Raw genomic sequence first — 18,337 nt, forward strand, 5'->3', positions numbered from 1 at the left:
CCACGATAACCACATGGGCGAGGTCAGGATCGGCACTTCGGGGTGGGTGTACCCGCCCTGGCGCGGCACGTTCTACCCCAAGGGCGTCACGCAGAAGCGCGAGCTGGCCTACCTGAGCGAGCAGCTCAACTCCGTGGAGATCAACGGCTCGTTCTACTCCCTGCAACGCCCGTCGAGCTACCAGAAGTGGGCCGCGGAGACCCCGGACGACTTCGTGTTCGCCGTCAAGGGCAGCCGCTTCATCACGCACATGAAGCGCCTCAAGGACGGCAAGGACCTCCTCGCGAACTACCTCGCGTCCGGCGTCCTCGCCCTGGGCCCGAAACTCGGCCCGATCCTCTGGCAGCTCCCTCCCACGCTGCAGTTCGACGCCGACCTGCTCACCCGCTTCTTCGAGGGCCTCCCCCGCACCACCACCGAGGCCGCCGAGATCGCGAAGCGCCACGACCACCGCGTCGACCCGGCCCACACCACGACCGACGCCGAACGCCCGATGCGGCACGCCCTCGAAATCCGCCACGACAGCTTCACCACGCCGGAGTTCTGCGACCTGCTCAAACGCCACGACATCGCGCTGGTGATCGCCGACGCCGCCGGCAAGTACCCGCTGATCGAGGAGGTCACGAGCGACTTCGTCTACGTGCGGCTGCACGGCCACGACGAGCTGTACGTCAGCGGTTACACCGACGAAGGCCTCGACATGTGGGCAACCAAGATCCGAAAGTGGCGCAAGCACCACGACGTGTTCGTCTACTTCGACAACGACGCCAAGGCCTACGCCCCGCGCGACGCCAAAGCGCTCCAAGATCGTCTGGCCGATTGATCCAAACGGACGCACACTCGTTGTCAGACGGAGGTGCGTCCCATGTCGACGAAGAGTCTCATCGCCGCGTTGGTGATCACTGCGGGAGCGGTTGCCTCCAGTGGGATCGCCGTAGCGCAGAGTGACAAGAGCTGCGACAAGGGCGAGTTCTGCGTGTGGGCAGGGCCCGACTACACGGGGGCGGTCCAGCGCCTCGACCTGGAGACCGCGAACCCCGGCGAGTGCATCCCGCTGAACCTCGTCGGCAAGTCCTTCGTCAACCGCCTGAGCAGGGACGCGAGCGTCTACCAACGGGAGAACTGCTCGACCGAGGCCGAGTTCACCACCTACCCCAAACACGGCACCTACGTGCCCGACGCGTACTTCGTCATCCGGGCACTGGAGGTGTGGGGTCCATAACGAGGGCGGACTACTTTAGTCACCCTATGTAACACCACCCGATCGTGTGAGTACTCACCAGTAGGTCTCATTTGGTGCCTAGGTTGCCGCCCTATCGAGTGGTGGCAGCTGGAGGAAATGTGACCGTGGCGGGTGAAGCCGGGTTACTCGAACTGATGGCCGGTCGACTGGCCAAAGACGATCTCACCCCACGTGCGGCAGAACTGGTGATCGCGGCGTGCCGCGGGGAAGCGGCACTGGACCGCGCGCTCACCGGGGTGCCCGCTGTGGAGGAGGCGCCCAGGGAGCAGACGGACAGCCCAGGACAGGGGATCTTCGTGTCGGAGATCCGGGTCCGCGGATTCCGGGGCATCGGCCCGCAGGCACGCCTGCCGCTGGCGCCGGGACCTGGCCTGACGGTCGTCACCGGACGCAACGGCTCCGGCAAGTCGAGCTTCGCCGAGGCCGCGGAGCTGGCGCTGACCGGCTACAACGCCCGGTGGACCCGCGCGCGGCACGACGTGTGGCGGCAGGGCTGGCGCAACCTGCACCAGAACGACACCGCCGTCGAGCTGGAGCTCGTCCAGGCCGGGCAGACGGACAAGACCACGATCCGAAGACGCTGGGCGGCCGACGAGGACCTGGCTCAGGGCGAGTGGACGCAGGACGACGAGCCGTTCGACGGCCGCAGGTGGCACGACGCGCTGGAGACCTACCGGCCGTTCCTGCCCTACAGCGAGCTGGGGACCGTCCTCGACGCACAGCCTGAGGACCTCTACGAGGCGCTGCACCGTCTGCTGGGGCTGGAGGCGATAACCGAAGCGCAGCAGTCTCTCGCCGAGCACCGCAAACGCCTCGCCGAGATCGTCGCCCGCCCCTACGACCGGCGGGAACGCGTCCGCGCGGAGCTCGCGGCGTCCCAGGACGAACGCGCCCGCCGTGCCGCCGAGCTGCTCGGCAGCGACTCCCCCGACCTCGACGCGATCGCGGACCTGGCGCTGGGGGCGGACGTCGGCAGCGGGACCAGCCTGCTGCACCAGATCGTGGACCTGGCGCTGCCTCCCGACGACGAGATCGAGAGGTGCCGCGAGAACCTGGACCTGGCGCTCGGCGCGGTGACCGTGGTCGCGACGGACAACGCGCAGGACTCGTTGCGGTGCAGCGAGATCCTGCGCCTCGCGATCCAGCTGCAGGAGTCCGGTGGCAACCAGGCGTGCCCGGTGTGCGACCTCGGCAGGCTCGACGGCCTGTGGCTCGCCAAGGCCAAGGAACGCGCGGAGCACCTCGCCAAGGCCGCCGCGGAGCTGCACGACGCCGCCGACCGGCTGGACGTGGCGGTCGCGGCCGCGCGGGCGTTGTGCCAGCCGGCGCCGGACGTGCTGCTGGAAGCGCAGGACATGCTCGACACGACCGCCGCGCTGCAGGCGTGGCAGGCGTGGAACGACTGCGTCTCGATCGACGACCCGGTGCGGCTGCGGCGGGAGCTCTTCGACCGCTACGCCGAGCTCGTGGCGACGATCGAGGCGGTGAAGGCCGTGGCACGCGAGCAGATCGACCGGCGCGACCTGGTGTGGCGGCCGATGGCGATCGCGTTGTTCGAGTGGCATTCCCAGGCGCAGCAGGCACTCGCGGACGCCGAGGTGCTCGCCGACGTGACCGAGGCGGAGAACTGGATCCGCAAGACGGCGGCGACGTTGCGGGCCGAGCGCATCGCGCCGTTCGCCAAGGAGTCGCAGCGGATCTGGCAGCGGTTGCGCCAGCAGAGCAACGTGGACCTGGGCGCGGTGCGGCTCGGCGGCACCCGCAACGTCGAGCTGGACGTGTCGGTCGACGGCGTCTCGAACTCGGCGCTCGCGGTGATGAGCCAGGGTGAGCTGCACTCGCTGGGGCTCGCGTTGTTCCTGCCGCGCGCGATGGTGGATGAGAGCCCGTTCCGGTTCGTGGTGATCGACGACCCGGTGCAGGCGATGGATCCGTCCAAGGTGGACGGTCTCGCCCAGGTGCTCGCCGACGTCGGGCTGACCCGTCAGGTCGTGGTCTTCACGCACGACGAACGGCTCGTGGAGGCGCTGCGGCGGCTCAGGCTCGCGGCGACCGTCTGGGAGGTGTGCCGCGGCGAGGAGTCCGTCGTGCAGGTGCGGATGTCCGACGATCCCGTCGGCCGGTGCCTGAACGACGCGCGGGCGATGCGCGGCGACGAGGACCTGCCGGAGGCGTTGCGGGCCGAGCTGGTGGCGTCGTGCTGCCGGGCCGCGCTCGAAGCGGCCTCGCACGCCCGGTTCCGCCGCGAACGGCTCGGGCGCGGCATGCCGCACGCCGAGGTCGAACGCGTGCTGGAGTGCGCACTGACGACCAGGCAGAAGATCGCGCTGGCCGTGCTCGACGACCTCGCGGAGCCCGGAAAGCTGTTGCGGCACCTGGAGGACGTCGTCGGCTCGTGGGCGGTGGACCTGCTGCAGGCGTGCCGCGTCGGCGGCGACGGTGGCGATCTGGACGTGCTGATCCGTGACACCGAACTGCTCGCGGGGTGGTTGCAGCGATGAACGTTCCCTCGGACGTCCAGGACCGCCTGACCTGCGTGGGAAACCTGCTGGCACGCCCGGAACAGCTCGACGGCGTGCGGATCCGGTGCTGCGCGGAACTCCTGCGCACGGCGGTGGAACGGTCGGTCGCCCGCGCCTGCGGTGCCGAGAACACCGACCAGCCCGTGCACGCGCTGCTGATCAGCCTGCCGTCCTGTGTGGACGCTGACGTGGCGCACGACGCCTCGCAGCTGTGGCACGCGCTGAGCCGTGCGATCCGGCACCACGGCTACGAGCTGACCCCGACCGTCGAGGAACTGCGCGGCTGGCACGCCGACACCGCGGCTGTCGTCACAGCGCTGCAGCCGACCCTGACCCTGTCCGGCACCATCGACCTCACCCGAGGGCTCCCGTGAAACTGCTGCTGTTCGCGGACCTGCACCTGGACACCCGCTTCGCCACCGCGGGTCCCGCGCGACGCCGGGCGTTGCGCGACACGCTGGGCCGCATCGTCGACCTAGCCGAGGAGTCACACGTCGACGCGGTGCTCTGCGCGGGCGACCTGTACGAGCACGATCGCTGTTCCCCTTCCACGGCCTCGTTCCTGCGTTCGGCCTTCGACTGCTCGGTGCCGGTGTTCCTGGCGCCGGGCAACGACGACTGGTACGGACCGCAGTCGGTCTACCAGCAGGTGGACTGGACGCCGAACGTGCACGTGTTCTCCTCGGAGAACCTGACGCCCGTGGAACTCGCCGACGGCGTCACGCTGTGGGGCGCCGCGCACGTCGGACCGGGTCCCGCGCGGGACTTCCTGGACGGCTTCCCGGTGAACCGGTCCGGCGTGAACCTGGCCCTGTGCCACGGATCCGCGCCGGACGACGTCGAGATCACGGGACTGGACCACGCGTTCCTCGGCCACGTGCACACGCCGGAACACGCCGCGCGCTACACGTTCCCCGGCAACCCGGATCCGTTGACGGCGGGCGAAACCGGTGAGCGCGGGGCAGTGCTGTGCACCGTGCACGACGACGGAACGGTGTCGCGCGAGGTGCACGACGTGTCGGCGTCGAAGTCGCTCGGACTGCTCGCGGAACACACCGAGGCGTTTCCGTTGCTGGACTTCGACTCCGTCGCCGCCGAACGAACCGTGCGCGGCCAGTTCGTGCGTGACGTGCTCGCGGATCCGTCGCTGGACACGGCGTTGCGCGGCCGCGTGCTCGCCAAGGGCCTGCGGGCGTTGGAGGAGCGATGAGGATCGAGTCGGTGACCGCGCACGCCTTCGGGCCGCTGCACGACAGAACGCTGCCGCTGGCGGCGGGCCTGACGGTGGTGTCGGGCGTGAACGAGTCCGCGAAGTCGTCCTGGCACGCCGCCATCCGCGCGGCCCTGTGCGGTGAACCGTCGTCGCGGTACCGCCCGTGGCAGGGCGAGTCGTGGCGGGTGTCCGCCATCGTGTCGCTGGACTCCGGTGAGGTCGTCGCGGTCGACCGCGACCTCGACGACGACACCTGTCCGGACATCGCCCGCCACGTCGGGCTGGACCGCACGTCGTTCGCCGCCACCGCGTGCGTCGACCAGGCGCAGCTGTTGTCGGTGCTGGACGCGGCCGACGGCCTGCAGGACCACCTGCGCCGCGCCGCCGCCACCGCGGGCACCGACGGCACCGTGGAGCAGGCGTTGCTGCGGCTGAACGCCCCGGTCGACGCGTTGCACAACGCGCGCAACCGCTTGCGCGAAGCCGAAACCGACCTGGCCGCGGCCCGCCGGGAGCACCAGCGCTATCTGGAGCTGAGCACCCAGGCCCGCTCCGCCGCCGCGGCCCGCGCCCGGCTGGCCGTCCAGTCGCACACTCTCACGCTGGAGGCGCTCACCACCCGCGCGGCCCGCCTGGCCGAGCTGCAGGAGCGCTTCGGCGACAAACCGCCGTCGGGCCTCGCGGCGCAGGAGGAACTGACCCACGTGGTCAACCGCGCGCTGGCCGCGTGGCGCGCCGCCCCCACCCCGCGCGTGCTGACCGGACCTTCGGCGGCGACGCTGGAAGGCGAGCTGGAAGCCATCCCGGACTTCCCGGTCGGCGAGACCGCGATCGACGACGACCTCCGCGTCGTCGCCAATGCCTACGAGACCGCTGCCGCGGTCGCCGCCGCCCACAACGAGCGCCGCCCGTCGCCAGCCACGACCGCCGAGCCGGCGGTGCTGCGCGGCCTGGCCACCCGCCTGGATCCGGCCAGCGGCTCCCGCCTGACCACCGCGTCCATCGACGTGGACAATGCCCGCCAGTACCAGGACGAGGCCGCCGCGAACGCCGCGCGCGCCCAGGTGGAGGCCGACGTGGCAGCCGCACGGGTGCAGGAGATCGCGATGCCGAACCCGTTCCTGCGCAACGCTTTGCTGGCGTTGAGCTGCCTGACGTCGTTGGTGGGCCTGCTGCTCTTCCTGGTGCACCAGGAGATGGCGGCCGCGGGCGTCCTGGTGGCCGCACTGGTCGCCGGCGTCGGTGGCGCGCTGGCCCGCGGCAACGCACCCCAGCGGGAAGCCGCCGTGGCCTTCGCCGCCGACCGCGCGGCGGCGGCCAACCAGGCGCGCAGCCTGCTGTTCGTCGCGGACCGCACACTGGCGGAGGCCGAGGGCCAGCGCGCCGTCGCCCTCGAAGCCGTCCGCGTCCACGACGAGGCCGCCGCCACGTGCGCCTCGCTGGGCATCCCGCCGGACCGTGAAACGTTGTGGCGCCTGGCCAACCGCGCGGCCTGGGAAGCCGAACACGCCGACCTGCTGTGCGAGGTGGCGCGCACCGAGAAGGCCGTCCGCGTGGAACTCGCCGCCCGCGGCAAGGTCGACAACGCGATGTCCGTGCCGGACCTGCTGATCGACTACGAAACCGACTGCAAGGTCCGCGCGCGCCAGGCGTTGATGGCCGCCCAGCGCCCTTTGCTGGCGCAGGCTCTGCAGGACCGTCTCCTGGCCGAGGCCACCGTCGCCGAGGCCACCGCCGCCCACGACCGCGCCCTGACCCTGCTGCGCGAGGCCGTGACCGCGATCGGTGGCTCGGGCGAACGACCGGAGGACCTGCTGCGCGCGATCGCCGAGTGGCAACGCGGCTGGGACCGGATGCTGCGCGAGGCCGAGGAAGAACGCAACGCGTGGGCCGAACTCCAGGTGCTCCTGGCCGACGGCACGCTGGACGACCTGGAGGCCAAGCTCTCCGCAGCCCAGACGCACCACGCCGCGCTGCAGGCCGACGCCCTCCGCTACGCCGCCTGCGGCCCGGTGGACCCGTCCCTGGCCGCGTCGTGCGACTCCCTGACCGCGGCCGTCGCCGAACTCGCGCGTGTGCTGCCGAGCGTCGCGGAGTCCGAGGAGGCGGTGCAGGCCGCCGCCGACGAACTGGCCGAGGTGACGGCCGAGGTCGAGGCGATCGGCCTGGCCTCGCGATACCTGACCGCGGCGCGGGAGAAGGTGCACAGCACGATCGCCCCGGCGCTGGAGGAAACGCTCCGTTCGTGGCTGCCGCTGGTGACCGACGGACGGTACGTGGACGCCGCGGTGGATCCGGTGTCGCTGACCGTGCGCGTGTGCGCGGCTTCCGAGTCGTGGCACCAGGCTTCACGGTTGTCGCTGGGCACGGCGGAACAGGTTTACCTGCTGCTGCGGGTGGCGCTCGCGCAGCACCTCGCCACTGAGGCATGTCCGTTGTTGCTGGACGACGTCACCGTGCAGGCCGACGACGCTCGCACGCGGGCGGTGCTGGATCTGCTGCTGCGGTTGTCGGAGGACCGGCAGATCGTGTTGTTCGCGCAGGAGGCCGCCGTGGTGGAGTGGGCGGAGGAACGGCTGGGTGAGCGGGACGTGCTGCACCAGCTCACGCCCGTGGCGGCCTGACCCTGGACGCGGCGAGCGCGACGATCCGGTCGGCGGCGTCGTCCGGGTCGTCGTGCTCCGCTGGTGCAGCAGCACGTCGGCGCCGATTGGTCCCGGGCGGCGACGTCCACGAGGTAGCGCAGCCCCCGCCTGTGCAGTCCCCGCCGGTGCAGCGCCCGCCGCAGCGCCAGCTCGGGCGCCGTGCCGGTCCGGCGAGTCCTGCGCATCACCCGAGAGGTCGCGGGCGGCGCGGGTCCCGCGTCGACGTGGCGGTACACGACCTGCAGCTTCCCAGAATTGTCAGACCCCGTCGCTACCGTCGGCCCCATGACCAACGCCGCCTTCCGCAAGCTCACCCCGACCACCGACGAGAGGCTCGCCGAGCTGGGTCTGCGCCTGTCCGTCCTGGACCGGGCGATCACCGCCGGCATCGACGCGCGGGCCGCCTCGCCGCCGTTCGGGCCCACCAACGCGCCTGGCCTGCTCGACTGGATCCACCGGGTCGGCACGTTGCGGGAGTTGCTGGCGGGCGAGGGGTGGCAGCGGCTCGACCACTGGAACGCGGGCCTCATCAGGCATCCGTCGCGGCCGATCCTGCTCGGCACGTTGCAGGGCAATCGCGGGACGGGGTCGCCGGACGCGCCGTTGCGCAGCGACTACGCGAAGGGGCCCGCGATCGCCGCGATGATGCGGGACAACGACCACGACCAGTTCGCGCTGTTCGAGAACGCGCGCAGCGAGGGGCTGAAGCTGTGGTTCCTCGTCACGTATCCGGTGCAGCTCGAGGACCGGCTCGTGGTGCTGCGCGAGGTGTCGCAGCCGGAGCCCACCCCGCAGAACCAGATCATCGAGCGGTGGGCGCACCGGATCCCGTTGCCGCCGATGGAATTCCGGCAGACCCGAACGCCCAATGTGGACGGTCCGGAGGAGGTGGACTTCCCGATCGCCCTGCGCCGTTGAGAGCTACTCGGGGTCGGTCCAGGCGAACTGCACTCGCTGCTGGCCGTCCTTGCGGGTGACGAGCGTGCCTCTGCCGGGCGGCTGCGGTGACGGCCTCAGATTGCCCACGATGCTGCCCTCCTCCCTGGGGCCGGAGCCGAGGAAGAGCGGCGCCGCGAGTTCCTTCAGCTTGCCCAGCACCGGGTCGTACATCGCGCGGGACATGCCACCTGTCCGCCGTGCCGTGATGACGTGCAGGCCGACGTCCTTGGCCTGGGGCAGGAACTCGACGATCGGCTGCAGCGGGTTCGCGCTGCCCTGCGGTGCGACGAGGTCGTAGTCGTCGACCACGACGAAGACGTCCGGCCCGCTCCACCACGAGCGGTTCCTGAGCTGCTCCGCTGTCACGTCCGGGGCGGGCAGGCGCTTCCTCAGCGACGCGGCCACGTCCTGGATCATGACGGTCATCTGCTGCGCGGACACGCCGTATCCGAGCAGGTGGTCGGTGTCGATGAAGCCGAGCATCGTGCGCCGGCAGTCGGCCAGGAAGATCAACGCCTCCTGCGCGGTGTAGCACCGCATGATGCCCCGCACGATCGTCCGCAGCAGGTTCGTCTTGCCCGACTCGGCGTCGGCGAACGCCATGAAGTGCGGTTCGGCGTCGAAGTCCAGGTACACGGTGTCCAGATCGGACTCGTTCACGCCGACCGCGACCTTGTGGCCGTGGGCAGCGCGGAGCTCGTCGACACCCACCTTGTCGGGCAGCAGCCGGACCGCCGGTGCGCGCAGTCCGTCCCTGCCCTCCGACACGCGGGCGATGAGGCCCTGCAACGCCTCCGAGGTCGTCGCGGGATCGGACACGCCGTCGATGCGCGGCAGTGCGGTGAGGAAGTGGAGCTTGTCCTGCGAAAGGCCGCGGCCCGGCCGGTTCAGCGGGACGTTCACCTGCGTCCTGCGGTCGATCTCCGACTCGGACGGGTCACCGAGGCGCAGCTCGAACCGCGTGCTCAGCAGGTCCTTCATCGCGGGCCGGATCTCCGCCCACCGGTTGGTCGCGATGATCACGTGCACGCCGTACGACGGCCCGTTCGCGGCCAGCGCCTGCACCTGCGGCTCGACCTGCTCGAAGTCCTGGCGGAAGCTCCCCCAGCCGTCGATGACCAGGAAGACGTCGCCGAAGTCGTCGGCGATCTCGCCGCGGCGCCTGCGTTCACGGAAGTCGGCCACCGAGTCGATGCCGAGGTCACGCCACCGGCGCTCACGGTCGGCGACCACGGTCTGGACCTGCGCGACCATCCGCCGCACCACGTCCGTGTCCAGCCGTCCGGCGACAGCACCGACGTGCGGCATCGCGCGCATGCTCGCGAGCCGGCCGCCACCGAGGTCGATGCAGTAGAACTGCACCTCGGCGGGCGTGTGGCTCAGCGCGATCGCCGCGATGATCGTCCGCAGCAGGGTCGACTTGCCCGACTGGGGACCACCCACGACGGCGCCGTGACCCGAGCCTGCCGAGAAGTCCGCCCACAGCAGGTCACGGCGTTGCTCGAACGGCTTGTCGACGACACCGACGGGCACCACCAGCCGCTGTGGGCCGGGAAAGATCATCTGGTCCAGCGTGGGCGACTCGTCGAGCGGCGGTGTCCACACCTCGCGCGCCTTCGGACCGCTGCCCGCCATCCGCGCCACCACGGCTTCGAACAGCGAGTCCTGCGAGTCGGCCCGTGCTCCCGACACGTAGAAGGCGTTGAAGCGGACGAGCTGCGAGCCCTGCGCGTAGAGGTAACCGGTACCGGGAACGGCGGGCAGCTCGTAGGCGTCCGGCACACCCAGCGCCGCACGGGACTCCGCGGCGGAGAAGGTCTTCAACGCGATCCGGTAGGACAGGAAACCGTCGAGCCCGCGCAGCCTGCCCTCGTCCAGTCGTTGCGTCGCGAGCAGGAGGTGGATGCCGAGGCTGCGTCCCAGCCGGGCGATCGCCATGAACACGTCGATGAAATCCGGCTTCGCGGACAACAGCTCCGCGAACTCGTCGACACACACGAACAACAACGGCAACGGCGTCCGCTCACCGCTGTTCTCGTACTCCCACCGGTTCTTGTGGTGTCCGGCGCCCAGCACCTCCTGGCGGCGGGACACCTCACCGACGAGCGCTTCCCGCAGCCGGTCGACCATCGCGAGATCGTCGCTGAGGTTCGTCACCGTCGCCGACACGTGCGGCGCGGGCTCGAAACCGCGGAACGTCGCCCCGCCCTTGAAGTCGATCAGGATCAGGTTGAGCTCCGCGGGCGAGTGCGTGGCCATCAGCCCCAGCACCAGCGTCCGCATCAGCTCGGACTTGCCGGAGCCGGTGGCACCGACCACGAGCCCGTGCGGTCCCATGCCCTCGAACGCGGCTTCCTTCAGGTCCAGCTCGACCTGCTCGCCGAAGGCGCCGAGGCCGAACGGAACGCGATACCGCTCGGGGATCGGCCGCGTCCGCCACGCCTCGCTCAGGTCGAGCCGCGCCGGATCGGCGGGGAGCCCGAGCACCTGGAGGAAGTCCTTCGGTGGCGGCGGCTCCGCCGATCCCGGTGCGATCAGCCCCTGCGCGAACGACGGATCCTTCAGCCGCGCGATCAGCGCGTCGATGTCGGCGTCGTCCTCGTCGTCGGCCTTCGGCACCGCGCAGAGGAACCGGCGGCCGCCGTACAGGCCCCAGCCGGGACGTTCCGGCAGCGTCGCGGCGAGCTCGGCGCTGATCCGGGACTCGGCCGGATCGTCGAGCACCAGCTCCACCCTGCCGGGCAGCAGCCGCGCGAGTTGCTGCGGAATGTCCTGCCAGTGCCGCGCGGTGACGATCACGTGCACGCCGAAACCGAGGCCGCGGCTCGCGACACCGTGCACGAGACGGTCGAGTTCCGGCACCTGCTCGTGGAACTGCTCCCAGCCGTCGATGACGAGGAAGACGTCACCGTGGTCGCCGGCCGGCAGCACGTTCAGCCCGCGCATCCGGCGGTAGGAGTTGAGGTTGAGGCCGATCGAGCGGAACAGCCGGTCACGATCCGCCAGGAGCTTGTCCAGCGTGAGGAACAACGCCTTCACACCGTCGGCCTGCGACGGCGCGAGCACGGTCTTCAGGTGCGGAGTCGCGCGCAAAGCCCCGAACCGGCCGGCCGAGTCGAGACAGTGGAAGCTCACCTCGTCCGGCGTCCGCCCGGCCGCCAGCCCGGCCATGAGCGTGTGCACGAGCGTCGACTTGCCGGAGTAGATGCGCCCGACGATCGCGAGGTGCCCGTCCTGGCCCGCGAGGTCCAGCCGCAGCACGTCGTCGGACGCCGAACGGTCGTGGTAGGCCCTGCCGATCGGGATCTGCAGCCGTCCCGGCTCCGGCTGGGCTGGCAGGAGGTCCGCGACGATCGGCGACGCCTCGAGCCCGTCGGTGACCAGGCGCCTCGACCGGACGTTCGCGATCTTGAACGAGCCTTCGGACTTGTTGCTCCTGGTCGGCGTCTGGTTGAGCCCGCCGCGGGCCACCTCGGCCCGCACGTAGAGGTACAGGTCCTCGGCGGTGATCGCGCTGGCACCCGGCTGCGCGGCCGCGCCGGTGCTCAGTCCTTTGAGGACGGCGTCGGTGAACGCCGAGTACCGCTGCTTCTCGCCGTACTTCTGCCGGTCGTCCTCGTAGGCGTACTCCAGCTCGTTGGTCGCGGTGATCACGTACGTGCCGCGGCCCAGCTGGTGGTCGACGTCGACCTTCGACGCGGACATCTCGGTGGGCCGCTTGGTGAACATGCCGCTGAAGCAGCAGTCCAGCAGGACCATCTTGGCCCGCGCCTCGCACTCCTCGAGCAGCCGCTGCACGATGAAGGCGGGCACGCCGGTCGAGTAGGGCGCCTTGCGGTCGGTGTCGTGCGCGGCGAAGAAGAGCTGGTCGTGATCGTTCTTGATGCCGTGCCCCGACAGGTACAGCAGCACCTCGTCGTCGACGTCCCGGTCGCGCAGCAGTTCCTCGAGCCGGTGCTCGATCACGTTCTTGGTGCTGTCGATCAGGACGGTCGCCGACGCGAAGTCGCCGACGAGCGGATCGCGCAGCAACTGGGCCAGCTGCTGGGCCTCCTCGGCGACCGAGAGCAGCGGGTCCAGCTTCGGGTCGAGGTACCGGGACGTCGCGATCAGCAGGGCGAGACGCTGGCTCATCTACTCGACCGGCTCGTCCCGCTCGTCCGCGAGCAGCTCGACGAGCGCGAGCTGGTCCTTCTTGGACACTCCGGTGAGCTCGACCTTGCGGTCGCCGTCCTGCCAGACCACCGACCTGGCCTTGGTGCGTCCGATGTAGGCGGTGATCACCCTGCCCAGCGTGGCGACCGTCGCCGTCGAGAAGGTGCCGGTGATGATCAGCTCGCCGAGCTGGGCCGCCGTGCCCGACTTGGTGTTGGCCGGTGCGTCGGTCTCGGTCCGGACGACCTTCACCAGCCCGGTGGTGCGAAGGTCCTTGAACAACGACGCGGTCAGGCGGTGCAGTTCGGCGTCGTCCACGGCGCCGGCGTCCACCAGCAGCTTCACCTCGGTCACCCCACACGTATACCAAGACCGTCCACCGCTGTGGTCCGATCGGACCAAGTGCAGCCGATCGGACTCACCGCCCCCGCGTGGCGCCCCGCCGAGCCAGAGGTGAGAATGGCTCGATCATGCTCACCCCGTCGCGACTCACGCTCGCCCGCACCCGGCGCGGCCTCACCGCGGCCGAGCTGGCGCGCAAGTCGGGGGTGCCGGCCAGGGCCATCGGCGAGTACGAACGCGGCCTGCGCAGGCCCAAACCCGCCACCACCGAGTCGCTGGCCGGTGCGCTCGGGTTCCCGGCCGCCTTCCTCACCGCGCCGGAACCGCCACGGCCGCAGGGCACCTCCGTGGACAGCCAGGCGAAGGCCGCGGCGCAGCTCGCCATCGAGTTCAACGCGTGGCTGGAGCGCCTGTTCGTGCTGCCGCAGCCGAACCTGCCGCCGCCCTCGACGTCGCCGGACGACACGCGCAGGGCGTGGCGGCTCGACACCGCACCCGCGCCGAACATGGTGCAGCTGCTGGAGTCTCGGGGCGTCCGGGTGTTCTCGCTGCCGGTCGACTGCGCCGCGGAGCAAGCGTTCTCCTGCTGGCACAACGGAACCCCGTACGTGTTCCTCAACCCGACGGCGACGCCGGAGCAGGCGCGGTTCGACGCCGCCGTCCAGCTCGGCGTCCTGCTCGGACACGACGAGCCGGAGGAGTTCGCCGCCGAGTTCCTCATGCCGCACGAGCGGTTGCACGGCACGAGCCACCTGCACTGGCACGTCGCGAGGGAGCAGTTCGCGGCCAGGACGAAGACGCACGACGACCTCAGGGGCGGCATGGCCCGCCGGGAGACGTCGAAGCTGCTGACCAAGGTGTTCAAGGTGTTGCGCGAGAACGGCACGACACCGCTGCACGTCGCCAAAGAACTGAACCTGGGCCTGGAAGAGCTCAACGGCCTGGTGTTCGGTCTCGTCCTCACCGCGCTGCCGGGTGGCGGAGAACCGGGACCGAGAGGACGGGCACGCCTTACCCTGGTCCACTGATCAACTCGGGGGGCCGGAAATGATGTTCTTGCGCTATCTCCTGGCGCTGCCTCTGCTCGCGGTGAGCGTCGTCGGGGTGCCGACGGGTTACCACGTGCTGTCGGCGTATCTCCACCGGCGTGAGCTGCGGGACGGGCCGTTCGACGTCGCCGGGGAGTTCCGGGAGTCCTTCACCCACAACGCCGTCGGATGGCCGATGGCGTTGGCCGTGGTGCTGCTCGTCGTGTTCTGGTGGATGACGACGGCGTGGCCGAAGATCGCGTTGGTGCCGTCGGTGCCCGCCGCGGCGGGCGGGGCCATCTTCGGCCTGATCGACGGCTGGGAGCACGCGGCGACCGCGGCCACCGCACCGATCGTCGCGTGGGTACTTGCCTGGCTCGCGGGACGGATCGTGTCGTGGCCGGTCACGGGAAGCGTGCGGCCTTCTGCGGTCGAGATCGCCGTCAGCTTGCGCGGTGGCGGTCGGCTGCGGGTGCAGTCCCGGCGGTTGCTGCTCGACGAGCTGCCTCCGCCGGTGCACCCGATGAGCCCGATCGGCCGGGTCGCGCTGCGGTTCGACCGGATCGGCACCGTCGAGGCCGGTGTGGTGCACACGCCCGCGCTGTGGCGGCTCGCCAACACCAGCGAGCTCGTCCTCTCGCCCGGTGAGGTGCTGCGGATCATCGGCGGCGGGCAGGAGTGGCTGCTGCCGGTCGACGACGCGGCCGCGCTCCGGCAGCTCGTCGTGGAACGGGCGGCGCTGCGGGCCGTACCGGATCCCCGGCCGCCGTTGGAGAACGACAGGTGGTTCCACGCCAAGAGGCTGTGGGAGCTGGCCGACCAGGAGCCGCCGACGCGCAACACGCGGAAGGTCAACCACGGCAACCGCTGGGCGGCGTTGATCATCTCCGCGCTCACGACCCCGATGGCGCTCTACTCGGTGTACCGGGTCTTCACCGACGGCTGGGGCTACCTCGTCGGTGTCCTCTTCTTCGGACTGATCGCATGGATCGCCACGCACGTGTGGTTCCGGCAGGGCGTCGTTTACCAGCTCACCGAGGAGAACCCCGTCTCGCCGATGGCGGACGATCCCGATCCTCGACGCATTCCGGTCACAGGCTGGAGTGCCAAGCCGGTTGTACTAGGCCAAACGAGCGATTTGTGAAACGCATCGCCCGGCATACCCGACACTGAGAGTGACGGTGATGCCGAGTCGCGAGGACGGCCCATGACGATGCAGCAACGCACAGAGCCTTCGCCCGCCGCAGTCCTGATCGCTGTCGCCGTTCTCGCGCTGGTTCTGACCGTTGCTTTCGGCCCGCTGGGCTTCGTCATCGGGCTGGCGTTGTTCGCGTTGATGTTCATGGGCACCAAGAACAGAGCGGCCACCGAGCAGATCGTCCCGGCGCGCACCCGCACCCGCATCCGGCGCCTGTCCACGGCGGGGCGGGTCGCGATCGTCGGCGAGTCGCACTACCAGGACGCCATCGCGGAGGTCGCCCGGCACACGTCCGCGCAGTACCTCGACGACGCCATTCCGGCGACCGCGGTGCTCGTGCCGGAATCCGTCAACCGGCACGACGACCAGGCCGTCCGGGTCGATCTGCTGCGCGGTGACGGCTCCGCGATCACCGCCGGCTACCTGCGCGGCGACCAGGCGGCCGACTACCAGCCGCTGCTCCTCGAACTGGCCGAACGCGGCGAGGTCGGCTCGTGCCCCGCCAGGATCCTGGGCGGCGGCCAGCGCCACTACGGAGTGCACCTGCACCTCGGCGATCCCCGGCTGCTGCTGCTCGACCACGAGGCCCTCGGCACGGCACCGACGATGCCCGCCGAACAGCAGGTCACCGTCATCGGCGAGGAAGCCCATCAGTACGTGCTGCACCGCGTGGTCAACGGGCGGACGCCGGTGCACGTCATCGCGGAACTCCGCGACTGCCGCATCAGCCACGGCATGCACGTCGGCGAACACACGCTCGAAGTGCTCCTCGAAGGAGAACTCATCGGCCAGCTCAGCTACCCGATGGGCCTGCGCTACTGCGACATGGCGCAGGAGTGGCGCGCCCGCACCGGGCGCGCGCTCTGCGAAGCGGTGATCACCAACGAGGGCACGCGCGGTCTTCAGGCGAAGCTGCTGCTTCCCAAGTAGTCCGCGAACGTGCGCGGCTCACGGCCGAGGACCCTCTGCACACCGTCGGACAGGTGCGCCTCGGCTCCCGTGCGGATGCGCACGAGCAGCATGGTGACGAGGTCGGCGATCTCGTCCGGGTAGCCGAGCGCGCGCATCGACGCCGCGAACTCCTCCGGCGCGACGTCCGTGTAGAGGACGGGGTTGCCGGTCACCGCGACGATCCGCGCCAGCATCTCGGCGAACGACAGCGACTCCGGCCCGCTCAGCTCGTAGGTCTGCCCCGCGTGCCCTTCCTGTGTCAGCGCGGCGACGGCGACCTTGGCGATATCCACTACATCAATGAACGGGTGGATGCCCTGACCTGCGGGCACCGCCAGCTCGCCGTGCCGGACGGGCTCGGCGAACAGGTCCTCGTCGAAGTTCTGCATGAACCACGTCGGCCGCAGGATCGTCCACTCGGCACCAGAGGCCTTGATCGCGGCTTCGAACGGGTCGTCGTCCGGTGCACCGCGCATGGACAGCAGCACGAACCTGGTGACACCGGACTTCACCGCGAGCGGCACGAACTCGGCGAGCAGCGCGGGGTTCTCCGGCGGGACGACGTAGACCGCGGCGGTGCCGGCGACGGCGGGTTCCCAGGTGCCGGGGTCCTCCCAGTCGAACGTCGTCGCCGACGACCTCGACGCGGGCCGGGCCGCCGGGCCGAGGAGTTCGGTGACACGACGACCGGTCTTACCGGTGGCGCCGAGCACGAGGACGGTGGACGACTTGATTCCGCTCAATGTTGACATGACTGCAGCCAATCAACATTGACGCGGACGATCCTTGCTTGATCGACCTGCATCTTTGCTCGTTCGTCCACGTGGTACTTAGTGGGGCATGAGCAAGCGTGATCTCGTGGACCTGAGGGATGCGTTGCGGGCGTTCGCCGCTGCCCGCGACTGGGACAGCTACCACACGCCCAAGAACCTGGTGATGGCGCTGTCCGCGGAGGTCGGCGAGCTCACCGACCTCTTCCAGTGGCTGACGCCCGAAGAGGCAGAAAATGCAATGAAAGACCCAGACCTCGCTTGGAACGTGCGAGACGAGCTCGCCGACGTGATGCACTACCTCACCAGGCTGGCGGACAAGCTCGGTGTCGACCTCCTCGAGGCCGCGTTCGCCAAGATCGAGCGCAATGAGCGGCGGTTCCCCACGGGGGACCTGCGGCCGGTGCCTGTCGAGAAGGGTGAGCTGTGAGTCTGCAGAACGTGCAGGTCCTGCACGTGCACCAGAAGGTCACGTTCATGACCAACCGCTACGAGATCTTCGTCGACGACAACGGCGGACCCGGCGAGCTGGTCGGCTTCGCCGAGCAGAAGAAGTTCAAGATCAAGGAACGGATCACGGTCTACACCGACTCGTCGAAGAGCCAAGTGCTGTTCGAGTTCAACGCTCGCAAGGCGCTCGACCTCGGCAGCGGCTACGACGTGACCGACGCGAACGGCCAGCCGATCGGGTTGTTCCGCAAGGACTTCGCGCGGTCGTTGATGAACTCGACGTGGCACCTGGAGCAGCCGAACTGGGGCACGACGACGGGATCGGAACGCAACAAGGTCTTCGCGATCGTCCGCCGGCTGTGGCAGTGGATCCCCTTCGTCGGCGAAGCGCCGTTCCCCGCGCGGTATCACTTCGACTTCACCACGGAGAACGGCGCTCCCGTGTTCAGCGTCGACAAGAAGACCTGGATCCGCGACCACTACCTGGTCCGGATCCAGGATCCTGGCGTCGACCGCAGGCTCGTGATCGCTCAGGCCGTCGCGCTCGACGCACTGCAGTCCCGCTAGAGGTACGTCAGCAGGAGGAGGATCAGGCACACCAGCAGCACGACGCCGAGCACCGCGGGCAGGATTGACTGCGAGGACGGCGCGGGCTCGCGGGCGTGCCTGCCCCGCCTCCTGCGCGCTCGCCACCGCAACGGTGCCTCCCCTGCCCACTGATCGTTCATGACGATCACGGTAGGGACGAGCAAGCCGAGCCCGACTCACGTCACCCGCTCGCTCGGGTCCCATCACCCGGTCGGCGGCTCAAGCACGAAAAAACCCTGCGGGGAGTCGCTTTTGGCAACTCGACCCGCAGGGCCACATTAAGTTCGGCGGCG

The 18,337-nt window shown here is 70.0% G+C and carries 16 protein-coding genes; 12 read left to right on the forward strand and 4 right to left on the reverse strand.

The window, feature by feature from the left end:
- The first annotated feature begins 13 nt into the window (after window positions 1-13).
- From IEZ09_RS34930 to IEZ09_RS34960, 7 genes are all read left to right on the forward strand, one after another.
- The gene (locus IEZ09_RS34930; RefSeq protein WP_189258091.1) at window positions 14-823 is read left to right on the forward strand and encodes a DUF72 domain-containing protein; all 810 of its coding nucleotides are present in this window, start codon (window positions 14-16) and stop codon (window positions 821-823) included.
- Between the two features lie 42 nt (window positions 824-865).
- Window positions 866-1,222, forward strand: a complete 357-nt coding sequence (locus IEZ09_RS34935) for a peptidase inhibitor family I36 protein (protein WP_189258092.1) — start codon at window positions 866-868, stop codon at window positions 1,220-1,222.
- A 155-nt stretch (window positions 1,223-1,377) separates the two neighbouring features.
- Window positions 1,378-3,744: an AAA family ATPase gene (locus tag IEZ09_RS34940; RefSeq protein ID WP_189258093.1), complete on the forward strand. Its 2,367-nt coding sequence runs from the start codon at window positions 1,378-1,380 to the stop codon at window positions 3,742-3,744.
- Entirely contained in the window at window positions 3,741-4,139 is a 399-nt protein-coding gene (locus IEZ09_RS34945) for a hypothetical protein (RefSeq protein WP_189258094.1), read from the forward strand. Before IEZ09_RS34940 ends, IEZ09_RS34945 begins: the two co-directional genes overlap by 4 nt.
- On the forward strand, window positions 4,136-4,975 hold the full coding sequence (locus tag IEZ09_RS34950; RefSeq protein WP_189258095.1) for a metallophosphoesterase family protein: 840 nt from the start codon (window positions 4,136-4,138) through the stop codon (window positions 4,973-4,975). Before IEZ09_RS34945 ends, IEZ09_RS34950 begins: the two co-directional genes overlap by 4 nt.
- Window positions 4,972-7,602 carry an AAA family ATPase gene (locus IEZ09_RS34955; RefSeq protein ID WP_189258096.1) on the forward strand — a complete coding sequence of 877 codons (2,631 nt, stop codon included), beginning with the start codon at window positions 4,972-4,974 and terminating at the stop codon, window positions 7,600-7,602. The genes IEZ09_RS34950 and IEZ09_RS34955 overlap by 4 nt, the downstream gene beginning before the upstream one ends.
- A 306-nt stretch (window positions 7,603-7,908) precedes the next feature.
- A complete protein-coding gene (locus IEZ09_RS34960) occupies window positions 7,909-8,541 on the forward strand; it encodes a hypothetical protein (RefSeq protein WP_189258097.1) in 633 nt (210 codons plus the stop codon).
- A 3-nt stretch (window positions 8,542-8,544) separates the two neighbouring features.
- Here IEZ09_RS34960 and eccCb read toward each other — a convergent pair whose 3' ends face one another.
- Both eccCb and IEZ09_RS34970 read right to left on the reverse strand, forming a co-directional pair.
- A complete protein-coding gene (gene eccCb / locus IEZ09_RS34965; protein WP_229813241.1) occupies window positions 8,545-12,696 on the reverse strand; it encodes a type VII secretion protein EccCb in 4,152 nt (1,383 codons plus the stop codon).
- Complete coding sequence (locus tag IEZ09_RS34970) at window positions 12,697-13,062, reverse strand: hypothetical protein (protein WP_189258098.1); 366 nt, start codon at window positions 13,060-13,062, stop codon at window positions 12,697-12,699.
- A 125-nt stretch (window positions 13,063-13,187) separates the two neighbouring features.
- Here IEZ09_RS34970 and IEZ09_RS34975 point away from each other — a divergent pair, with 125 nt between their 5' ends.
- The 3 genes from IEZ09_RS34975 (at window position 13,188) to IEZ09_RS34985 (ending at window position 16,215) form a co-directional block, all read left to right on the forward strand.
- Window positions 13,188-14,087: an XRE family transcriptional regulator gene (locus tag IEZ09_RS34975; protein ID WP_189258099.1), complete on the forward strand. Its 900-nt coding sequence runs from the start codon at window positions 13,188-13,190 to the stop codon at window positions 14,085-14,087.
- Between the two features lie 19 nt (window positions 14,088-14,106).
- Complete coding sequence (locus IEZ09_RS34980; RefSeq protein WP_189258100.1) at window positions 14,107-15,231, forward strand: hypothetical protein; 1,125 nt, start codon at window positions 14,107-14,109, stop codon at window positions 15,229-15,231.
- 63 nt (window positions 15,232-15,294) lie between these two features.
- On the forward strand, window positions 15,295-16,215 hold the full coding sequence (locus tag IEZ09_RS34985; RefSeq protein ID WP_189258101.1) for a hypothetical protein: 921 nt from the start codon (window positions 15,295-15,297) through the stop codon (window positions 16,213-16,215).
- Here the strand turns inward: IEZ09_RS34985 and IEZ09_RS34990 are convergent.
- Window positions 16,188-16,988: an NAD(P)H-binding protein gene (locus IEZ09_RS34990; RefSeq protein ID WP_189258102.1), complete on the reverse strand. Its 801-nt coding sequence runs from the start codon at window positions 16,986-16,988 to the stop codon at window positions 16,188-16,190. The genes IEZ09_RS34985 and IEZ09_RS34990 overlap by 28 nt on opposite strands.
- 88 nt (window positions 16,989-17,076) lie before the next feature.
- On the opposite strand from IEZ09_RS34990, the gene IEZ09_RS34995 reads away from it, so the two are divergent.
- On the forward strand, window positions 17,077-17,436 hold the full coding sequence (locus IEZ09_RS34995; RefSeq protein ID WP_189258103.1) for a nucleotide pyrophosphohydrolase: 360 nt from the start codon (window positions 17,077-17,079) through the stop codon (window positions 17,434-17,436).
- Window positions 17,433-18,023, forward strand: a complete 591-nt coding sequence (locus IEZ09_RS35000) for an LURP-one-related family protein (protein WP_229813242.1) — start codon at window positions 17,433-17,435, stop codon at window positions 18,021-18,023. Before IEZ09_RS34995 ends, IEZ09_RS35000 begins: the two co-directional genes overlap by 4 nt.
- On the opposite strand, the gene IEZ09_RS35005 is transcribed toward IEZ09_RS35000, so the two are convergent.
- Window positions 18,020-18,184 (reverse strand): hypothetical protein, encoded by a 165-nt coding sequence (locus IEZ09_RS35005; RefSeq protein ID WP_157985172.1) that lies wholly within the window; start codon window positions 18,182-18,184, stop codon window positions 18,020-18,022. The genes IEZ09_RS35000 and IEZ09_RS35005 overlap by 4 nt on opposite strands.
- Window positions 18,185-18,337: the final 153 nt, after the last annotated feature.

Origin of the sequence: Lentzea flava (assembly GCF_014648475.1) — a bacterium.
Classification (GTDB): Bacteria; Actinomycetota; Actinomycetes; order Mycobacteriales; family Pseudonocardiaceae; genus Lentzea; species Lentzea flava.